This is a genomic window from Curtobacterium sp. MCPF17_001 (assembly GCF_003234615.1).
Classification (GTDB): domain Bacteria; phylum Actinomycetota; class Actinomycetes; order Actinomycetales; family Microbacteriaceae; genus Curtobacterium.
Window position 1 is genome coordinate 57,191 of record NZ_QKSL01000010.1, and the last position, 16,009, is coordinate 73,199.

Annotated in this window: 16 protein-coding genes; 10 read left to right on the forward strand and 6 right to left on the reverse strand. The window is 71.6% G+C overall.

Annotated features, from left to right (window positions below; translation table 11 throughout):
• Nucleotides 1–37 precede the first annotated feature (37 nt).
• From DEJ24_RS10785 to DEJ24_RS10800, 4 genes are all read left to right on the forward strand, one after another.
• Nucleotides 38–1,258, forward strand: a complete 1,221-nt coding sequence (locus DEJ24_RS10785; RefSeq protein ID WP_111078642.1) for a PIG-L family deacetylase — start codon at nucleotides 38–40, stop codon at nucleotides 1,256–1,258.
• Between the two features lie 39 nt (nucleotides 1,259–1,297).
• The gene (gene fdxA / locus DEJ24_RS10790) at nucleotides 1,298–1,612 is read left to right on the forward strand and encodes a ferredoxin (RefSeq protein ID WP_110903275.1); all 315 of its coding nucleotides are present in this window, start codon (nucleotides 1,298–1,300) and stop codon (nucleotides 1,610–1,612) included.
• A 3-nt stretch (nucleotides 1,613–1,615) separates the two neighbouring features.
• A complete protein-coding gene (dapC, locus tag DEJ24_RS10795) occupies nucleotides 1,616–2,734 on the forward strand; it encodes a succinyldiaminopimelate transaminase (RefSeq protein ID WP_111078643.1) in 1,119 nt (372 codons plus the stop codon).
• A gap of 179 nt (nucleotides 2,735–2,913) precedes the next feature.
• Nucleotides 2,914–4,212, forward strand: a complete 1,299-nt coding sequence (locus tag DEJ24_RS10800) for a citrate synthase (RefSeq protein ID WP_110903273.1) — start codon at nucleotides 2,914–2,916, stop codon at nucleotides 4,210–4,212.
• A gap of 1,046 nt (nucleotides 4,213–5,258) precedes the next feature.
• Here the strand turns inward: DEJ24_RS10800 and dapD are convergent.
• Nucleotides 5,259–6,242 carry a 2,3,4,5-tetrahydropyridine-2,6-dicarboxylate N-succinyltransferase gene (gene dapD, locus DEJ24_RS10805; RefSeq protein WP_111078644.1) on the reverse strand — a complete coding sequence of 328 codons (984 nt, stop codon included), beginning with the start codon at nucleotides 6,240–6,242 and terminating at the stop codon, nucleotides 5,259–5,261.
• A gap of 96 nt (nucleotides 6,243–6,338) precedes the next feature.
• On the opposite strand from dapD, the gene dapE reads away from it, so the two are divergent.
• From dapE to DEJ24_RS10825, 4 genes are all read left to right on the forward strand, one after another.
• Nucleotides 6,339–7,421 (forward strand): succinyl-diaminopimelate desuccinylase, encoded by a 1,083-nt coding sequence (dapE, locus tag DEJ24_RS10810; RefSeq protein ID WP_111078645.1) that lies wholly within the window; start codon nucleotides 6,339–6,341, stop codon nucleotides 7,419–7,421.
• On the forward strand, nucleotides 7,418–8,665 hold the full coding sequence (locus DEJ24_RS10815; RefSeq protein WP_258374635.1) for a mannosyltransferase family protein: 1,248 nt from the start codon (nucleotides 7,418–7,420) through the stop codon (nucleotides 8,663–8,665). Before dapE ends, DEJ24_RS10815 begins: the two co-directional genes overlap by 4 nt.
• 106 nt (nucleotides 8,666–8,771) lie before the next feature.
• Nucleotides 8,772–8,942 (forward strand): DUF3117 domain-containing protein, encoded by a 171-nt coding sequence (locus tag DEJ24_RS10820; protein WP_017887054.1) that lies wholly within the window; start codon nucleotides 8,772–8,774, stop codon nucleotides 8,940–8,942.
• A gap of 223 nt (nucleotides 8,943–9,165) precedes the next feature.
• Nucleotides 9,166–9,837, forward strand: coding sequence for an AAA family ATPase (locus tag DEJ24_RS10825; protein ID WP_111078694.1), 672 nt, complete (start codon nucleotides 9,166–9,168; stop codon nucleotides 9,835–9,837).
• Between the two features lie 122 nt (nucleotides 9,838–9,959).
• On the opposite strand, the gene DEJ24_RS10830 is transcribed toward DEJ24_RS10825, so the two are convergent.
• A complete protein-coding gene (locus tag DEJ24_RS10830) occupies nucleotides 9,960–10,592 on the reverse strand; it encodes an O-methyltransferase (protein WP_111078647.1) in 633 nt (210 codons plus the stop codon).
• A gap of 63 nt (nucleotides 10,593–10,655) precedes the next feature.
• Between DEJ24_RS10830 and DEJ24_RS10835 the strand changes: the two genes are divergently transcribed.
• Complete coding sequence (locus DEJ24_RS10835; RefSeq protein ID WP_111078648.1) at nucleotides 10,656–11,030, forward strand: twin-arginine translocase TatA/TatE family subunit; 375 nt, start codon at nucleotides 10,656–10,658, stop codon at nucleotides 11,028–11,030.
• A 10-nt stretch (nucleotides 11,031–11,040) separates the two neighbouring features.
• On the opposite strand, the gene DEJ24_RS10840 is transcribed toward DEJ24_RS10835, so the two are convergent.
• The 3 genes from DEJ24_RS10840 to DEJ24_RS10850 are packed head-to-tail and all read right to left on the reverse strand — an operon-like array spanning nucleotide 11,041 to nucleotide 14,120.
• A complete protein-coding gene (locus DEJ24_RS10840) occupies nucleotides 11,041–12,201 on the reverse strand; it encodes an Mrp/NBP35 family ATP-binding protein (RefSeq protein ID WP_111078649.1) in 1,161 nt (386 codons plus the stop codon).
• A complete protein-coding gene (locus DEJ24_RS10845; RefSeq protein ID WP_111078695.1) occupies nucleotides 12,194–12,742 on the reverse strand; it encodes a DUF1003 domain-containing protein in 549 nt (182 codons plus the stop codon). Before DEJ24_RS10845 ends, DEJ24_RS10840 begins: the two co-directional genes overlap by 8 nt.
• Nucleotides 12,743–12,788: 46 nt before the next feature.
• Entirely contained in the window at nucleotides 12,789–14,120 is a 1,332-nt protein-coding gene (locus DEJ24_RS10850; protein ID WP_111078650.1) for a magnesium transporter MgtE N-terminal domain-containing protein, read from the reverse strand.
• A gap of 92 nt (nucleotides 14,121–14,212) precedes the next feature.
• Here DEJ24_RS10850 and DEJ24_RS10855 point away from each other — a divergent pair, with 92 nt between their 5' ends.
• Complete coding sequence (locus DEJ24_RS10855; RefSeq protein WP_111078651.1) at nucleotides 14,213–15,358, forward strand: general stress protein; 1,146 nt, start codon at nucleotides 14,213–14,215, stop codon at nucleotides 15,356–15,358.
• 176 nt (nucleotides 15,359–15,534) lie between these two features.
• On the opposite strand, the gene DEJ24_RS10860 is transcribed toward DEJ24_RS10855, so the two are convergent.
• Complete coding sequence (locus tag DEJ24_RS10860) at nucleotides 15,535–16,008, reverse strand: GNAT family N-acetyltransferase (RefSeq protein WP_220034470.1); 474 nt, start codon at nucleotides 16,006–16,008, stop codon at nucleotides 15,535–15,537.
• Between the last annotated feature and the right edge of the window lies 1 nt (nucleotide 16,009).

The window sequence follows — 16,009 nt, forward strand, 5'->3', positions numbered from 1 at the left end:
CCCGGCGGCCCGACGGCGTCCCGTACGCTTGCAGGCGATGTCCACGGTCACACGCCCTGAGCGCGTCCTCTTCGTCCACGCGCACCCCGACGACGAGACGCTCGCGTCCGGCGGCACCATCGCGACGCTGCTCGAACTCGGCGCCCACGTGACCGTCCTGACGGCGACCCGGGGTGAGCGCGGCGAGATGCTCACGAGCGAGCTCGCCCCGATGGCCGGCGACGGCCTCCGGGTCGCCGCGCACCGTGAGACCGAGATCGCCGCCGCGCTGGCAGCACTTGGCGGACCCGCGCACCTCTGGCTCGGCGGTCCAGGAGCCCGTCCCACGGACCTCCCGGTACGGCGGTACACGGACTCGGGCATGCAGTGGGGTCCGGACGGCCGGGCCACCTCGGCCGGTGACGCTCCGGAGGACTCGCTGACCCGCGCGGACCTGGGCGAGGTCGTCGACGACGTCCGCGCCGCCATCCGCTCGACCGGCGCCGACGCGGTGGTCAGCTACGGCGACGACGGCGGCTACGGGCACCCGGACCACCTCCGCATCCACGCCGCCGCCCGCTACGCGGCGAGGGCCGAGGAGGTCCCGTTCTCGATGATCGTGGACGCCGACTCCGGGCTGGCGGACCTCACCGTCGACGTGCGCCCGGTGCGCGGCCGGGTCCGGGCAGCACTCGAGCAGTACCGCAGCCAGGTCGCGGTCGACCCCGCCGACCCGCAGGACCCCTCGTCGCTGTCGTACGTCATGCCGCACGGCGTCCGGCACCAAGTGCCCGCGCTCGAGGCCTTCCGCCACGACGCGCCCCCGGTCCCCGTCGCCCCGCAGACCTACGCCGAGATGTCCGGTCAGGGGAAGGCCACCGCGGTCGTCGTGGCCGCCGTGGTCGGCGTCCTCGTCGGCGCCCTCGGCACCATCACACACCAGCAGACCGTCGAGATCGGCTCGTGGAGCACCGCGCCGATCGGCATGGTCCTGACCACTCTCATCGTGATCGGCATCGTCGTCGGCGTCCGCCTGCTGTACCGATCGCGACTGCTCGTCGCTGCGGCCGGCATCGGGATCATCCTGGCCACCCAGGTGCTCGTCGCCGTGGCCGGATCGACCTCCCCGCTGGTCCTGGCGAACCCCGCGGGCTACGTCTGGACGTTCGGGCCGGCGGTCGTCGCCATGCTCGTGCTCGCCTGGCCCGACCTGACCGGGCTCCGTGCGCAGGGACCGACGGACGGCGAGCGGTCCGTGGTCGCAGCCCCGCACGAGTAGGCTGGCAGTCGCTCAACCCCCGGAAGGGAGCACTCGCTCGTGACCTACGTGATCGCCCAGCCCTGTGTCGACGTCAAGGACCGCGCGTGCATCGACGAATGCCCCGTGGACTGCATCTACGAGGGTGACCGGTCGCTGTACATCCACCCGGACGAGTGCGTCGACTGCGGTGCCTGCGAGCCGGTCTGCCCGGTCGAGGCCATCTACTACGAGGACGACCTCCCCGAGCAGTGGGCCGACTACTACAAGGCCAACGTCGAGTTCTTCTCCGAGATCGGTTCGCCCGGCGGTGCGGCCAAGGTCGGCGTCATCCACGCTGACCACCCGGTCGTCATGGCGCAGCCGCGGGCCTGACCCGTGCCGCTCGACCTGCCCGACTTCCCCTGGGACCAGCTCGCGGTGTACAAGCAGCGTGCCACGGCGTACGACGGCGGGATCGTCGACCTCAGTGTCGGTTCGCCGGTCGACCCGACGCCTGACGTCGTCCGTCGCGCGCTGGCCGACGCCACCGACGCGCACGCCTACCCGCAGGTCGCCGGCACCCCGGCGCTCCGTGAGGCCATCGCCGCCTGGTACGGCCGGCGGCAGGGCGTCCAGCTGACCGCCGACCACGTCCTGCCGACCATCGGGTCGAAGGAGTTCATCGCGGGCCTGGCGCTCTGGCTGGGGCTCGGCCCCGGTGACACCGTCGTGTTCCCGGAAGCGGCGTACCCGACCTACGAGCTCGGCGCAGCCCTCGTGCGCGCCGATGCCCTGGCCGCCGACGACCCCGCCACCTGGCCGTCCAGCACGAAGCTCGTGTGGCTGAACTCCCCGGGCAACCCGGACGGACGGGTGCTCTCGATCGACCAGCTCCGCGCCGCCGTCGACCGGGCCCGCGAACTCGGTGCCGTGATCGTCGGTGACGAGTGCTACGCCGAACTCGGCTGGGACGCGCCGTACGACACCACGCCGACGCCGACGATCCTGGACCCGCGTGTGGTGGGGGACTCCTTCGACGGTGTCCTCAGCGTCTACTCGCTGTCGAAGCAGTCGAACCTCGCCGGCTACCGTGCAGCCTTCGTCGCCGGCGACCCGGTCCTGCTCGCGGACGTCCTGGCGATCCGCAAGCACACCGGCATGATGCCGCCGCTGCCGGTCCAACAGGCGATGATCGTCGCGCTCGAGGACCAGACACACGTCCAACAGCAGAAGACCCGGTACCGCAACCGGCGGAACGTGCTCCGGACGGCATTCGAACGTGCCGGCTTCCGCATCGACGCCAGCGGCGCCGGACTGTACCTCTGGGCGACCCGAGACGAGCCCGCGCTCGACACCGTGGCGTGGCTCGCCGAGCACGGCATCCTCGTCGCCCCGGGCACGTTCTACGGGGCGGCTGGCGCCCGACACGTGCGCGTCGCGCTGACCGCGACCGACGACCGGATCGCCGCCGCAGCCCAGCGTCTCGCCAGCGCAGGCCGGGTCGCGAACGGCTGACGGGCCTCCCGGACGAACACCCGCCCACCCGCGACGCGTCCGCGCAACAGTGGTTCCACACCAACTCCGGAGCCGCTGCATGTACCCGAGCGACAGTCGCCGCGATTAGGCTGTCCAGCGTGACTGACACTGCCAACGACGCTCAGAAGACGGCCACACCGCCCACGACGCCCGTCCCCGTGAGCCCCGGTGCCGAACAGGCGACCGAGACGGCCACGTTGACGTTCCCGGGGGGAACGGCGGAGTTCCCGATCCTGCAGAGCGTCGACGGCGCCTCCACGATCGACATCTCGTCGCTCAAGAAGCAGACCGGGCTGAACACGCTCGACTACGGCTTCGTGAACACCGGGGCCACCAAGAGCGCGATCACCTACATCGACGGCGACCAGGGGATCCTCCGCTACCGCGGCTACCCGATCGCCGAGGTCGCAGCGAACTGCACGTTCCTCGAGGTCGCCTGGCTCCTCATCTACGGCGAGCTGCCGACCCCGAGTGAGCTCGAGGCGTTCGACAGCCGGATCCGCCGCCACACCCTGTTGCACGAGGACCTCCGGCGCCTGTTCGACGCGCTGCCGCACTCGGCGCACCCGATGTCCGTGCTGTCCAGTGCGGTCAGCGCCCTGTCGACGTACTACGAGGACGACATGGACGTCGACGATCCCGAGAAGGTCGAACTGCAGACCGTCCGGCTCCTCGCCAAGCTGCCGGTCATCGCCGCGTACGCGCACAAGAAGGCGATCGGTCAGGCGTTCCTCTACCCGGACAACAGCCTGTCCTTCGTCGACAACTTCTTGCGGCTGAACTTCGGCACGATGGCCGAGCCGTACGAGCCGAACCCGGTGCTCTCGAAGGCCCTGGACCGACTGCTCATCCTGCACGAGGACCACGAGCAGAACGCCTCCACCTCGACCGTCCGCCTTGTCGGCTCGACCAAGGCGAACATGTTCGCGTCGATCTCGGCCGGCATCAACGCCCTCTACGGTCCGCTGCACGGCGGCGCGAACGAGGCCGTCCTCGAGATGCTGCAGCAGATCAAGGACTCGGGCGAGCCCGTGACGCGCTTCGTCGAGCGGGTGAAGAACAAGGAGCGCGGGGTGAAGCTCATGGGCTTCGGACACCGCGTCTACAAGAACTACGACCCCCGCGCGAAGCTCGTCAAGGAGTCCGCGGACGAGGTCCTCGAGGCACTCGGCGTGCAGGACGACCTGCTCGACATCGCGAAGGAACTCGAGCAGATCGCACTCGAGGACGAGTACTTCGTCAGCCGCAAGCTCTACCCGAACGTCGACTTCTACACCGGCATCATCTACAAGGCGATGGGCTTCCCGCCGCGGATGTTCACGGTGCTGTTCGCCATCGGCCGGCTGCCCGGCTGGATCGCGCAGTGGCGTGAACTGAACAACGACCCGCTGAACAAGATCGGGCGCCCGCAGCAGCTGTACGTGGGGTACCCGGAGCGGCACGTGCCGCAGCGCTGACCCGCTCGTCGGTCCGCTCGCCTCCGGAGGGGTGGGCGTGACCGCCTGGAGGCCCGGTGCCGGTCTCGTGGACCGGCGCCGGGCCTCCAGGCATGTCCGCACACCTCCACGCATGGCCGCACACCTCCGCACACGTCCGCGTGCGGGTCTTTCGGGTCCAGCGGGTCGGGCGGGTCGCACGCGTCGTGCGGGTCCCGCGTGTCGCGGGCGACGCGCGTGTCCGCGGCATGCCCGGGTGGATCGCGCCGTCCGTGTCCCGTCCTCCCGCCGCCGCCGCCGAGCGAGCGGAACGGTGCGGTCACGCGGCGGCCCACCCTGGCCTTCCGCCCGTTCGCGCCCGAACGGAGCTCGGCTCGTCGTGCTCGGCCGCCCCGGAGTGCGCTTCGCCGCGCCTCGAGCGGGCTCGACCACTCGGGCGCACGCGAGCGGGCGCAAACGCGCGGTCGCTCCGCGAGAGCACCCTGGTCTTCCGCCCGCTCGTCGGACGTGCGGGTCCCGCGGGTGGGTCGGGCGACGGCCTGGAGGCCCGGTGCGGTGCTCGTGGACCGGCACCGGCCCCCGGCGCCTCGGTCGCGAGCGGGCGGAACTCCGCGGCCGTCCGTCGCCGCAGCCTGGTGTTCCGCCCGCTCGTCGGACGTGCGGGTCCAGCGGGTGGGTCGGGCGACGGGGTGGAGGCCCGGTGCGGTGCTCGTGGACCGGCACCGGCCCCCGGTGCCTCGGTCGCGAGCGGGCGGAACTCCGCGGCCGTCCGTCGCCGCGGCCTGGTGTTCCGCCCGCTCAGCCGTTCGTCGGGCTGATCGCGAGCATGGCCGCCGGGGCGGCGGACCGGAGCGGACCGGACTGGGCGGCGGAGCGGACCGGACCGGACCCGGCCGGACTCGGCGGCGGACCGGACCGGAGCGGAGGACCAGAGCGAGCGGAGCCCCAGCCCGGGCCCGGTCCCGCCTCCGCGGTGACCTGCAGCTCCCCGCGGCGCAAGGGAGGCCCGTCACCCGTCCGACGGACGGGTGACGGGCCTCCCGGCTGGTCGCGCCGGATCGCGCGTGTCAGGCGTGCAGCGCGGTGTTCAGCTGGATCCCCTCGCCCTTCCGCTGCAGCGCCTCGACCGCCCCGGTCAGGGAGTTGCGGCGGAACAGGACGTTCGGCGCGTCCGAGAGCTCGACGGCCTTCACGGTGCGGGGTGTGCCGTCCGGGTTCGGTGCGGCGCCGACCAGGACGACCTTCGTGCCGGCGGTGACGTAGAGTCCGGACTCGACCACGGAGTCGTCACCGAGCGAGATCCCGAGCCCGGCGTTCGCGCCGAGCAGGGCACGTGCTCCGAGCCGCACGCGGTGGGTGCCACCGCCGGAGAGCGTGCCCATGATCGATGCGCCGCCGCCGATGTCGGTGCCGTCGCCGACGACGACGCCCTGCGAGACGCGGCCCTCGATCATCGCCTCGCCGAGGGTGCCGGCGTTGAAGTTGACGAAGCCCTCGTGCATGACGGTGGTGCCCGGTGCCAGGTGGGCACCGAGTCGGACCCGGTTGGCGTCGCCGATGCGGACGCGGTCGGGCACGACGTAGTCGACCAGCCGCGGGAACTTGTCGATCGCGTGCACGGCGATCCCGGCGCGCTGCAGGGTCGGCCGCAGCCGGGCGAGCGTCTCGGGGAGCACCGGGCCGGCGTTCGTCCACGCGACGATCGGCAGGTGGCCGAAGACGCCGTCGAGGGAGATCTCGTTCGGCCGCACGTGCAGGTGGCTGAGCAGGTGCAGGCGGAGGTAGGCGTCCGGGGTGCTCGCGGGCGCGTCGTCGATGGCGATCTCGACGGTGACGGTCTCGATCCGGACGTCACGGCGCGGGTCGTCACCGGCGGCCGCGACGAGCTCGTCGGGGACGGTCGCGTCGGTGGGCACCCGGCCGAGGTGCGTCGTCGGGAACCAGGTGTCGAGCACGGTGCCGTCAGACGCGATCGTCGCGAGGCCGTGGCCCCACGCGTGCGAGGCGCGGGAGGTGTCGGAGGTGTCGGGCTGCGGGGTCGTCTCGGTCACCCTCCGAGCGTACCGAGCAGCCACCTCCGGAGACCGTCCACCCGGACTCCTGTGGAGAACTGCCGACCTGCGGGGAACGATCGGTAGGCTGCCCGCATGCCGCAGCCGCTCGACCTCTCCGCCTCGTCCATCGACATCACCCGCGCGATCTGCGACATCGAATCGGTGTCCGGCAACGAAGGTGCCCTCGCCGACGCGATCGAAGCCGCCCTGGCCCCGCTCGAGCACCTCGACGTGGTCCGCGACGGGGACGCCATCGTCGCCCGCACGCAGCTCGGTCGCGCGCGTCGCGTGGTGATCGCCGGGCACATCGACACCGTGCCGCTCAACGACAACCTGCCGACGGAGTTCCGCACCGCCGACGACGGCACGGAGATCCTCTGGGGGCGCGGGACGGTCGACATGAAGGCCGGCTGCGCGGTGCAGCTCAAGCTCGCGGTCGACCTCGTCGCGCCGAACGTCGACGTGACGTGGGTCTTCTACGACCACGAAGAGGTCAGTGACGCGCTGAACGGCCTCGGTCGTCTGGCCCGCACGCGGCCCGAGCTGCTCGCCGGCGACTTCGCGATCCTGGGGGAGCCGTCGGGGGCGCAGATCGAGGGCGGCTGCAACGGCAACCTGCGCGCCGAGGTCCGCACGTCCGGCAAGCGCTCCCACAGCGCGCGCAGCTGGATCGGCGACAACGCGATCCACAAGACGGCCCCGATCCTGGCCACCCTCGCCGCGTACGAGCCCCGCACGGTGACGGTGGACGGGCTCGAGTACCGCGAGGGTCTGAACGCCGTGGGCATCTCGGGCGGCATCGCCGGCAACGTGATCCCCGACGAGGCGATGGTGCACGTGAACTACCGCTTCGCGCCGTCGCGCTCGGCGGAAGAGGCCGTCGCGCACATCCGTGAGCTCTTCGACGGCTACGACGTCACGATCGTGGACCTGGCAGCCGGCGCCCGCCCCGGCCTCGATGCCCCGCTGGCGCAGCAGTTCGTCTCGGCCGTCGGCGGTCCGGCGCCGCGGCCGAAGTACGGCTGGACCGACGTCGCCCGGTTCTCCGCGCTCGGCGTCCCGGCCGTGAACTACGGCCCCGGCGAGCCGGTCTTCGCGCACCACGACGACGAACAGGTCCCCGTCGCTCAGATCACGGCCGTCGAGGACGGGCTGCGGCGGTGGCTGACGGCGTGACCACCGCCTCGTCGGCCGTGCCCCGCGCACGGTCGCCGCGAGCGGGGCGGTCGTGGCTGGTCGTCCGGTGGCGACTGCTGCCGTGGTGGCTGCGGATCACCGTCGTCTACACACTCTCGCGCGTCCTGACGACGGCGCTGATGTCCGGCTTCGCGCGGATCCAGACCGCGAACTCGTTCACGGTGCAGCACCCGTCGTACCTGTCGTTCGCCTCGATCTGGGACGGCGCCTGGTACCGGGTGATCGCCGCGTCCGGCTACCCGTCGACGCTGCCGATCGACGCCGCCGGGCACGTGACCGAGAACGCGTGGGCGTTCATGCCCGCGTACCCGTTCATGGTCCGGGCACTCATGACGGTCACCGGCGCATCGTTCGAGTTCGTGGCCGTCGGAGTGTCGCTCCTCGCCGGCTGGGGCGCGGCCCTGGTCTTCCGGCGTCTGATGGGGCGCTTCCTCGACCCGGCCCGCGCGACCTTCGCCACGGTCCTGTTCTGCGTCGCTCCGGTCTCGGTGGTGTTCCAGGTCGCCTACGCCGAGGCGATGGGGCTGCTGCTCCTGCTCGTCGCGTTGCTGCTCCTGGTGCAGCGGCGGTACTGGGCGATGCTGCCCGTGGTCCTGCTCCTCGGGATCACCCGTCCGACCGGTCTGGCGTTCGCCCTCCTGATGGGCCTGTTCGTGGTCGTCGGTGTGCTCCGTCCGGCCTGGCTCCGGATGCCCGAGCGGCTGACGGTGCGGACGGCCGTCGCCCCGGCGATCGTTGCCGTGGTGTCCGGACTGGTCGGTCTGGCCTGGCCCGCGATCGCCTGGGCAGCCACGGGTGTGCCACGCGCGTACACCGACACCGAGCTCGCCTGGCGGTCGTCGTACATCGGCTGGGGGGACCTCGTGCCCTTCACCCCGTGGGTGCAGGGCTTCGGGTGGTGGTTCCACCAGCCGGCGGGCACGATCCTGCTGGTCGTGGTGCTGGTCGGCTTCGTCGCCGTGGTGTTCCAGCCAGCCGCTCGGCGCATCGGCCTGGAGCTCCGACTGTGGGGTGTCGCGTACCTGGTGTACCTGCTGGCGGTGTTCTTCCCGCAGTCCAGCACGTGGCGGATCCTGCTGCCGATCGCCCCGCTGCTCGGGGTCGTCGCGCTGCCCCGATCGCGGGTCTACCGGGTCGCGATGGTGGTCCTGGCGGTCGTCCTGCAGTGGACCTGGCTGTACTTCTGCTGGTGGGTGGACGGGTACGACTGGACGCCGCCGTGACGCTCAGGGTGCGCTCAGGGAGCACCCCCGACCTGGGCGGTTTCGCAGTCGTGCCTGTCTACGGGATAATGGCCCCTGTTCGTACTGCACGAAAGGGGACAATCTGATGGCAGCAATGAAGCCGAGGACCGGCGACGGGCCGATGGAGGCTGTCAAGGAGGGTCGACTCATCATCGTGCGGGTTCCGCTCGAGGGTGGAGGCCGCCTGGTGGTCTCGGTCAACGACGCCGAGGCCAAGGAACTCCACGACGCACTGGCAGAGGTCGTCTCGGCCTAGTTCGTCGACGCACCACCACGGAAGGTCCGGGACGCGTACGTCCCGGGCCTTCCGTGCGTCCGTCATCGGCGGAGACCCGGTGGGGATGACCCGCCGGCGGACGCCCGATCGGAGCCCCGGCCTGGAGGCTGTCGGTCCCGCCCGGCATGATGGTCACGTGCCCCGGGACCGCGTCCGCAACCTGCCGGTCCGCCGCATCGAGGAGTACCTCGACCCGGACCCGATGCCGCGCGACGACTGGCCGGCGACCCTGGCGCCGGTCCGGCAGCTGCTCGACGAGGGGCTCGAACTCGGTCCCGTCACGGTGCTGGTCGGTGAGAACGGCGTCGGGAAGTCGACCCTGGTCGAGGCGATCGCACTGGCGTTCGGCATGGCGCCGGAGGGCGGATCGACCGGGTCCGGGCACTCGACACGACCGTCCGAGTCCGACCTGTGGGAACACATCCGTCTGGTTCGCGACTTCGGGGCAGCGCGCAGTGGGTTCTTCCTGCGTGCCGAGACCATGCACGGTTTCTTCACCTACCTGGAGCAGCACCCGAACCCGAGCCGCCCCGAGCCGCGGTTCCACGAGCGTAGCCACGGCGAGTCGTTCCTGGACTTCGTCATCGACCGGGCGCGGTGGCCCGGGCTGTGGCTGCTCGACGAACCGGAGTCGGCGCTGTCGTTCTCGGGCTGCCTGTCGCTGATCGCGCTCCTGCAGTCCATCGTCGAGGACGGTGTCGGTCAGGTGATCCTGTCGACGCACTCGCCGGTGCTCGCCGCGTTCCCGGACGCGACCGTCCTCGAGGTGGGGGAGTGGGGCATCCGTCGGAGCGCCTGGGCAGACCTGGATCTCGTCCGGAACCAGCGGGCGTTCCTCGAGGCTCCGGAGCGGTACCTGCGGCACCTGGCGTGAGTCGTGCCTCCCGGCCGGCCCTGGTCGCGCTCCGACGTCGTACGAACGGCCGCCGAACCGGGCGGTCGGCAGCACGCCGTGCGACCGCGGCGAACCGCGGGCGGCACGCCATGCGGCCTCGGTCAGTCGGTGAGCTTCGTCATCTGCAGCAGCCCGTCGCCCGCGGGGGACAGGGCGCTGCGGACCGCACCGGAGGTCGACACCTCGGTCAGGAGCAGCCGGAAGTCGGTCGTCGCGCGGTCCCGCTTGACGGGGTCCGCGACCTTGCCGCGCCACAGCGCGTGCGGGACGAGCACGGTGCCACCGGTCTTCGCCAGCCGCAGGCCGTGCTCGACGTACTCGATGACGTGCTCCGGGTCGGCGTCGATGAGCACGACGTCGTACGAGGCGTCGTTCATCCGCGGCAGCACCTGCGCGGCGCGGCCCGGGATCAGTCGGACCCGTCCGGGCGCGGTGCCGGCGGCGATGAAGGCGTCCCGGGCGTCCTGCTGGTGGTCGATCTCGATGTCGATCGTCGTCAGGGTCGCATCGGGTGCACCCGCGAGCAGGTACAGCCCGGAGACGCCGAGCCCGGTGCCGATCTCGATGATGCTCGTCGCCCGCGAGGCGGCCGCGATCACGCTCATCTGCGCGCCGATGGCGGGTGAGACGGCTTCGACCCCGAGCTCGAGGGAGCGCTCACGGGCACGGGCGACACCGTCGGGTTCGGAGACGATGTCCTCCGCGAACTTCCAGTTCGAGTCTTTCTCTGACACGCACACTCCTCGTCGGTCAACTCTACGGGTGACTCGCCGACTCCACGCGTTAGGCTCGCTCCCGTGAACATCCAGCTCGACAAGATCCTGCTCATCGGGATCATCGCCGTGCTGTTGCTCGGGCCGCAGCGGTTGCCCGTGTACGCCCAGAAGCTCGCCGACTTCGTCAAGGCCGTCCGCCGGTTCGCGGACACCGCGAAGGACCGGATGCGCGAGGAGATGGGCCCCGACTTCGACGACGTGGACTGGCAGAAGCTGGACCCGCGTCAGTACGACCCGCGTCGGATCATCCGCGACGCCCTGCTCGACTCCCCGTCCGCCGGTGCCGAGGCGGCTGCGGCCGCGGCGACGGTGACTGCGGCGAAGGTCCGCGCACCCGCGCCGATCGTGCCGTTGGCCGCTGGCGAGCCGGCACCGTACGACGCCGAAGCGACCTGACGCAGCCGCCTCACGACAGCGAGAGGCCGAGCTTCCGCCCGGCCAACCCGCGACCCATCGCGGTGAGCCGCTCCGCCACCGCGTCCAGCGCGACGGCTGCGGCGTCCGTCGGGTCACCCAGCACGACCGGGAGGCCCACATCACCCCCGGCGCGCAGCGGCACCGAGAGCGGCACCCGGCCGAGCACCGGCACGGGGGAGTCCTGCCCGCGGGAGAGCCGTCGGGCGGTCTCGTCGCCGCCGCCCTCGCCGAAGAGGTGCAGCACGCTGCCGTCGGGTTGCACGAGTCCCGCCATGTTCTCGACGACGCCGATCACCCGCTGACCCGTCTGCCGGGCGACGATCCCGCTGCGTTCGGCGACGTCCGCCGCAGCAGCCTGTGGCGTGGTCACGACGAGGACCTCGGCGTGCGGCAGGAGCTGGCCGACGGAGATCGCCACGTCACCGGTGCCGGGCGGCATGTCGAGCAGGAGCACGTCGAGGTCACCGAACCACACGTCGGACAGGAACTGGTTGACCGTCCGGTGCAGCATCGGCCCGCGCCAGGACACCGCGGTGGAGACGTCGTCGACGAACATGCCGATCGAGACGACCTTCACCTCGTGGGCGACCGGCGGCAGGATCATGCTGTCCACGCGGGTCGGGCGAGGCGCGACGCCGTGCTCGTCGGTGAGGCCCATCAGGCCCGGGATGCTGAAGCCGTGCACGTCGACGTCGACGATGCCGACGCGCTGCCCACGACGGGCGAGGGCGACGGCCAGGTTCGCCGTCACCGTGGACTTGCCGACGCCGCCCTTGCCGCTCGTCACCGCGATGACGCGGGTCAACGAGTCCGGGGTGAACTGGACGCCCTGCGGACGGCCCTCGCGCAGCCGCTCCGTGAGGGCACGACGCACGGCGGGGTCCATCACGGACACGTCGACGTCGACCGCCGTGACACCCGCCACGGAACCGGCGGCGGCCCGGACGTCCCGCTCGATGGTGTCGGCAGCCGGACACCCCACGATCGTGAGTTGCAGGTCGACGCGCACCGAGCCTCCCGGCTGCACGTCGACCCCGCGGATCATGTCCAGCTCGGTCACCGGGCGGCGGATCTCGGGGTCGATGACGCGGCCGAGGGCAGCGAGGACCGCCGTGGCGAGCTGGTCCTCCGGCCGGGAGACGTCAGCCACGTGTCACCGAACGGTCGTGGCCACGGTCGTGCCCCTGGCTCCGCGCGCGGTCTCGGTCTCGGTCGTCCAGGTCGTCGAGGTCCTCGGGGTCGCCGTCCCGGCGGTCGAGCTCCTCGAGCAGTGACCGCAGCTCGGCGCGGATGAAGTCCTTCGAGGCCATGTCGCGCATCGCCAGGCGGAGTGCCACGACCTCGCGGGCGAGGTACTCGGTGTCGGCCAGGTTCCGCTCGGCCCGCTGCCGGTCCTGCTCGAACTGCACACGGTCTCGGTCGTCCTGGCGGTTCTGCGCGAGCAGGATCAGCGGCGCCGCGTACGAGGCCTGCAGTGACAGCACGAGGGTGAGGGCGGTGAAGCCGATCGCGGCGGAGTCGAACTGCCACGACTTCGGCGTCAGGATGTTCCAGCCCATCCACAGCACGCAGAAGAGCGTCAGGCCGATGAGGAACCAGGGGGTGCCCATCGCGCGGGCGATTCCCTCGGTGGCGCGACCGAAGGCGTCCCCGCGCCCACGGCGCCGGGTCGGCAGGACGCGGGTACGCATGCCCTTCGGGGAGTCGAGACGTTCCTCGGGTCGTTCCCTGCGGTTCTCATCCGTGCGTGCCACGAGTCGTCCTCCTTCCCGAGGCCAGCGGTGCTCTGCGTGTCAGTGAGCGGGGGCGCGAGACCGCGCCCGGGTTGGCGTCGGCCTCGTCCTGACTCCGCCAGTCGTCCGGCAGGACGTGGTCGAGGACGTCGTCGATGGTCACCACCCCGACGAGTCGGTGGGCGTCGTCGACCACGGGGACGGACAGGAGGTTGTAGGTCGCCATCACGCGGGTCACCTCAGCGGCACTCGCGTCGACCTTGACCGGCTCGGTCTGCTGGTCGATCAGGGTGCCGAGGCGTTCGTTCGGCGGGTACCGGAGCATCCGCTGGAAGTGCACCAGTCCGAGGAAGCGACCGGTCGGCGGCTCGTACGGCGGCAGCGTCACGCAGACCGCGGCCCCGAGCACCGGGGCGAGCTCGTGGCGCCGGATCAGGGCGAGACCCTCGGCGACGGTCGAGTCGGCGGACAGGATCACCGGCTCGGTGGTCATCAGACCGCCCGCGGTGTCCGGCTCGTACTCGAGCAGCATCCGGACGTCTTGCGCCTCTTCCGGCTCCATGAGCTCGAGGAGGGCTTCGCTGCGCTCGGCCGGCAGCTGCGCCAGCAGGTCGGCGGCGTCGTCGGGCTGCATCTGGTCGAGGACGTCGGCGGCACGGGAGTCACGGAGCGCCGAGAGGATCTCGATCCGCTCCTGGTCAGGCATCTCCTCGAGGACGTCGGCCAGACGGTTGTCCGGCAGTTCCTCGGCGACCTCGAAGCGTCGCTCGGACGGCAGGTCGAGCAGGGTCGAGGCCAGGTCGGCGGGCACCAGGTCCGAGTAGGCGGCGATCACGTGTTCGGCCGACTGCGACTCACCCGGCAGCTCGTCCTCGGTGACCTCGTTCCAGGCGGCGAAGGTCGTCGGACCCTTGCCGAACGGCGACGGCGTGGTCTTCGGCTTGCGGAGGAAGAGCTGCGCGATCGACCAGTCGCCCTGCCCGTGGTCCTCGATCGCGACGTCCTCGATCGTGGCGCGGATCTGCTCCTTCTTGATGAGCACCTTGCGGCCGAGGATCTCCGCGATCACCCGGACCTCACCACCGCGCTGCTCGAAGCGGCGCATGTTGACCAGGCCCGTCGTGATGACCTGCCCGGCGCCGATCGAGGTGATCCGGCCGATGCTGACGAAGATCCGGCGCTTGCCGGGGACCTCGACGATCAACCCGACGACCTGCGGGGCGTCGACCCGGCGGTAGACGACCAGGACGTCCCGGACCCGGCCCACCCGATCGCCCGCGGGGTCGAAGACGGAGCACCCGGCCAAGCGGGCGACGAAGACCTTCGAGGCGCTCACCCGTCCAGCGTAGTCGCTCGCCCCGGCGCGCTCGCCGCCCCTTCCCTGGTGGTTCTCGTGTGATCGCAAGGAGCCCGGTGGATGATGACTGTGTGAGCACTCAGAGCCCCTTCGGCGGCCGCACGGCACAGGCGTTCCCCACGCTGCCCCGCGGTGACGTCCTCGGCACCTACGACAGCTACCCCGAAGCACAGCGCGTGGTCGCGAAGCTCGCCGAAGCGGACTTCCCGGTCGCGAAGCTGGCCATCGTCGGCAATGACCTGAAGACCGTCGAACGCGTCACCGGGAAGATGACCTACGGCCGCGCGGCCCTCGCTGGCGCGCTCTCCGGGCTCTGGCTCGGGTTCTTCTTCGGCATCGTCCTCACCCTCTTCTCACCGTCGGCCGGCGGGCTCTTCGCCGCCGCGGCCGTCATCGGTGCGGGCTTCGGCATGCTCTACGGCATCGTCTCGTTCGCCATCACCAAGCGACAGCGCGACTTCACGAGCGTCCACCAGGTCCTCGCCACGAACTACCAGATCGTCGTCGAGCCGCAGCTCTCCGGGGAGGCGCAGCGCATCCTCGGGCAGGCCGGCGCGATCCAGCACACGGCGTGGGACCAGCCGGGTGCCGGGAACCCCAAGCAGGGCGGGCAGCCGGGGCAGTACGGCCAGCAGGGTCAGGTCGGCCAGCAGGGCCAGCAGGGCCAGTACGGCCAGCAGGGTCAGGTCGGCCAGCAGCCGTGGCGTCCCGGTGCCGGGCCGGGTGGTGCTCCGCAGGGCGGTCCCGGCCAGGGCGCGCCGACGCAGGGCCGTGCTCCGCAGTACGGCGAGTACGGCCAGCAGGGCCAGCAGGGCCAGCAGGGCTCACCCTACGGCGGCCACGCGACGCCGCACCAGCAGCCGGGCACCGGCCAGCAGGCGGCACCGACGCCGGACGGCCGTCCCCGGTACGGCACCAACGACGGTCCCCGCTACGGGACGGACGACGACTCCACTCGCCGGGCTCCCGCCGACGACGCTCGCCGGGGATCGACGGGAGGCCCGCGGTACGGCACGAACGACGGTGCCGCCCGCGATGCCTCCGGTGACCGCGGCGCGAACCCGCCGCAGCGCCCCGAGGGTTCGGCCCAGTACGGCACGAACGACGGCCCCCGCTACGGCGAGCGGACCGCCGCTCCCGAGTCCGAGGCGCAGACCGGTGAGCGTGCGACGGACGACACGGACCAGGCTCGTCGCGAGGACGAACGCCGCGACTGACCAGCACCCACACTGACGAGGAGGGGCTCCCGGACCAGATGGTCCGGGAGCCCCTCCTCGGTTCCGGGCGAACCGAGTCCAGGGCCCGCTGCCCGGCCCCTGCTAGCCAGTGCCTACTGCTCGTTGCCTACTGCTCGTTGCCTACTGCTCGGTGCCTGTTGGTCGGCACCCGCCGATCAGAGGATCTTCGAGTAGCAGACCGAGCGGTCGGCGCCGACGTAGGGGCCGAATGCCGCGATGCGGCTGAACCCCTCACGCTCGTAGAACGCGATCGCTCGCTTCTGCTCGCTGCCGGTCTCGAGGACCAGCGCCGGCGAGCCGAGGTCGAGCGCCGCCTCTTCCAGCCGACGCAGCATGGCGGCCGCGACACCGGATCCGCGGGACTCCGTCCGCACGTACATCCGCTTCACCTCGGCGATGCCGTCGTCGACGATCCGCAGACCGCCGCAGCCCACCGGGGTGCCGTCACCGTCACGCGCGACGAAGAACACCGCGATCGATTCCGCCGTCGGCTTCGGGCCGGGCTCCGTGTCCGCGCCGTACGTGCTGTCGATCTCGATGCGCTGGGCTGCACGCAACCGCTGTGCGTCGGGCGAGTCGAAGTGCTCGACGTCGATCAGGAAGGTGCTCGAGGGGGCTTCAGCGCTCACG